This is a genomic window from Thermodesulfatator atlanticus DSM 21156, from assembly GCF_000421585.1.
Lineage (GTDB): Bacteria > Desulfobacterota > Thermodesulfobacteria > Thermodesulfobacteriales > Thermodesulfatatoraceae > Thermodesulfatator > Thermodesulfatator atlanticus.
Window position 1 is genome coordinate 1 of the sequence record NZ_ATXH01000048.1, and the last position, 3363, is coordinate 3363.

Genomic DNA, 3363 nt, shown 5'->3' on the forward strand with positions numbered 1-3363 from the left:
ATTATCGCTGGTGTTCGCTTGGGTATCATTTGGGGACAGGCAATGCAGACGGGTTCTTATCGACGAATCTCGGAGTGGCGGAGTTTACGAGCAAGGGTTATCAGGAGCGGCTAGGGATGTATCGAGAGTTTGTGTATGGGAAGGGAGGAATTGGGAACAGGCGCGAATTAAAAGAAGCGGAGGTTTTTAGGCAGAGGATTAGATATTTTTCAGAGGGCTTGGTGTTAGGCACGGAGAAGTTTGTAAAAGAAGCGCTTGTCGAGCTAAGGGAGAAGCTTGGGCTTAAGCGTAGGCGACGGAAAGTTTCTTCGATAAATCCTCTGGTTTATTTAAAAGTTTGTTAAACATTATGGCATACTAGATCGATAGTCGAACTGCCAACTTAAGTTGGCAGTTTTTAAACTTTTGCTAACTTATTCTTGTAAAATTAATGAACACATGACAATCGGCCTGTCTTTTCAGTCTGTTTTCTAACTGAGGATACGGCGCATAGCAATTTTTCTGGTTGACTCCATTATTCACATCACAACAAATCTTTAAATCTTGTTTTGTTTAGGATTTTAGGGGATTAGAGATTGTCCTTGAAGCTACAGTTGAAAGGTCTGTTGTATGTTGTAAATTTGCCTGTCCCCGTTTTTTCCCGTTTTTTCGTTTTGTTGATCTAATTATGATTTCTTTTAATTTTGCCTGTCCCCAAAATTTCCCCAAAAATTTCCTCATGTCTGGAACACGATTTGCTTAATTATCAGGCGAAAATTGATGAAAGGAGGTGAATTGTAACAGGGGATTGATCCAAAAAAATTAAAAAAATTTTGAAAGGAGGGAATAGTTATGGCGGAAAAAGAAAAAAAAGAAGTTCATGGAACAGGTTCTCTTACGGCGGATGCCATCGAGGCCGAAGACGTACTTTCAGGGGCTGAGCCATGGGAATCCTGGGAAACAAAGCTGGTGTTAGGTTCTTTTGCGATTGCCTTTGTGATTTTGCTTATAGGTCTTTTCCTCGTGCCTACTTCCATCATTAACGCGGGAGGCTAGCAATGGAGCTTGCCACCACTATCTGGCACGATGGCAAAAACTGGGTTTTAGAGGGGGATGGTTTTAAGCTTCTGGCACCGGAGCTTGATGAGCTTGACCGTAAGGTTGCTGAGTTTATAAAAACCGACCCCCGCTTCTCTTCCAAAAACATCAGGCGTGTTTACATGCACTTTGACATGTACACCATTCCCCAATGGATGCGGCAGTACATGCAACATTATTTTTCTCGCATCATAGAAATTGAGGAGGTGAAATAATGGCGCAGGAGAAAAAAGGCTGGACTTATGGCATGCTCACCCAGGAAGACTGGTGGGCGGTCTGGATTGGCGGCTTTTTCATGATTTTGGGCCTTATGAGTGTCTGGGGGATTGATCTTGTTGGCTGGATTACCTACCCCAAAAAGTGGGTTTTCAGCATGCCAGAAGGGGCTGTACCCAAGAAGATAGTCCCCTGGTATAAGGCCTTTTATCCCCTTGGTGCCAAGTACAGTTTAACGGCAAAAAGTTTTTGGAAATCTATCGGTCCTATTGGCGGTATTTTGATGACTTATGCTGCTTTTACTCCTCCCCTTTGTATTGGTGCCTATTTCATGCGCTGGAACGTAAAAAGGTTTTTCACTGGCTGGACCATTATCTTTTTCTTGACCTATCTCTGCTGGTTCATCGGGCACCATGCCTTTTTTGCCGCCACCGTGGTTGATCTCAAAAAGAGCCATTTCCCTGATATGTTTACCCTCTCTCTTGGGGGAGGCGCATCCTTTATCCTGGCTCTTGTTGTAGGGCTAATCATTGGTAACTTTTTCAAGCCTCTGGCGCGTTACCTTTCAGAGGCAGCTAAGCCTGAATGGTACATCAAGACCGCTATCGTATTTCTCGGGGTAAAGGTTGGTTACCTTCCTATTAAAATGGCTACTTACTCCCAGAAGCTTGGTCACAAAGTAGCAGGCTTAACCTTTGAACTTTTCTTGGCAGGAGCGGTGGCTACCTTTGTGGCCTATCTCATCTTCTGGCCAGGGATTTATACCATTTCGCGTAGGCTTTTTAAGCTTCCCCGTAAAACTGCTGCAGTTCTGGGTTCCGGTATCTCGGTATGTGGTGTTTCTGCGGCAGTGGCCACAGGTGGTGCGGTGCGCGCCAAACCCGTGGTTTCCATCATGGTTTCAGCCCTGGTGGTTGTCTATGCTGTGATCGAGCTTGTGCTTTTGCCCTGGTTTTTTACTTACGTTTGGCCTGGCACCGATGGTCCGCTGATTGCTGGGCCTGCTATGGGTCTTGCCGTTAAGACCGACGGTGCCGACGCGGCTGCTGGTGAGCTTTTAGATGAGCTTATGCGAGCCAAGATTGCCAAAGAAACTAACGGCGCTGTTCAGTGGCCTGAGGGTATCATCACCGTAAGTGCCGTTGTTACTAAGCTCTGGATTGACATGTTCATTGGTCTTTGGGCCTTTATCCTGGCTTTGATATGGTGTTACGTGGTGGAATGCCGTCCAGGAGAAAGAGTCCCACCTATAGAAGTCTGGCATAGATTCCCCAAGTTTGTTTTGGGGTACTTTGCCGCCTGGATAATCTACCTTTCAATTTTCTTCGGTCCTGGTCATGCAGGTGCTCCAGAGGGTATGGCCATTTTGAAAGCTGCCAAGGCAGGGGCGGTGCCTGTGGAAAAGGGTATGCGAAAGCTTTTCTTTATGCTCACCTTCTTAAGCCTTGGCATCATTACCGACTTTAAAAAGCTCCGTGAGGCCCAGTTCGGTAAGATGGTTTGGGTCTATTTGGTGGGGCTTTTCTTCTTCATCATCCCGGTGGCCTGCCTTATTGCCTGGCTTTTCCACCAGGGAATGGAACTTCCTAACATTGCCGGAACCGGTCTTGAATAACGTTTAGCTCGGGGCGCCCTTGGCGCCCCTTTTTTTGGTAGAAAATACTCAAGAAATTTTAAAAACATCCGATTATAGGGAAAGTACGAAAGATATTCGAGTACACTTTATGGAATCATCAGAAAAATTTTATCAAAAAGCACTTGCTTGGAAATTTTCGGCTGCGCATAATTTATGCGTGGAATGATTGGTGTGAATTTTGTCTCAAAATTTCAACAATTTTTAATTGACAAACGAGTTGCACTTGGCCTATAAATATGGCGAGTTTTTTAGGCAAAAAATTAAAGAAAAAAATAAGGAGGAGGTAGACATGGGTAAGAAGCTTTTGATGGTTTTGGCGGCGTTCTTTTTGTTGTGTAGTGGGGCGTATGCCGTAGATGTCAAGTTCCATGGTACGATGTGGAACCTTATCGGCGCTGGTACCAACAACGACATTTTTACTGTTCATCAGGCCT

The 3363-nt window shown here is 45.1% G+C and carries 3 protein-coding genes and 1 pseudogene; all 4 read left to right on the forward strand.

The window, feature by feature from the left end; genetic code table 11:
* Positions 1-344 (forward strand): annotated as a pseudogene (locus tag H528_RS14575) (hypothetical protein); the annotation flags it as partial.
* 487 nt (positions 345-831) lie between these two features.
* A complete protein-coding gene (locus H528_RS0111785) occupies positions 832-1035 on the forward strand; it encodes a hypothetical protein (RefSeq protein WP_022854500.1) in 204 nt (67 codons plus the stop codon).
* 2 nt (positions 1036-1037) lie between these two features.
* Positions 1038-1292: a DUF5395 family protein gene (locus H528_RS0111790; protein WP_022854501.1), complete on the forward strand. Its 255-nt coding sequence runs from the start codon at positions 1038-1040 to the stop codon at positions 1290-1292.
* On the forward strand, positions 1292-2908 hold the full coding sequence (locus H528_RS0111795; RefSeq protein ID WP_022854502.1) for a putative sulfate exporter family transporter: 1617 nt from the start codon (positions 1292-1294) through the stop codon (positions 2906-2908). Before H528_RS0111790 ends, H528_RS0111795 begins: the two co-directional genes overlap by 1 nt.
* The last annotated feature ends 455 nt before the right edge of the window (positions 2909-3363 follow it).

Excerpts from the sequence above, each read along its gene's own strand:
- H528_RS0111790 (WP_022854501.1), top strand. The coding sequence starts at position 1,038 with ATGGAGCTTGCCACCACTATCTGGCACGATGGCAAAAACTGGGTTTTA.
- H528_RS0111795 (WP_022854502.1), top strand. The coding sequence starts at position 1,292 with ATGGCGCAGGAGAAAAAAGGCTGGACTTATGGCATGCTCACCCAGGAA.
- H528_RS0111785 (WP_022854500.1), top strand. The coding sequence starts at position 832 with ATGGCGGAAAAAGAAAAAAAAGAAGTTCATGGAACAGGTTCTCTTACG.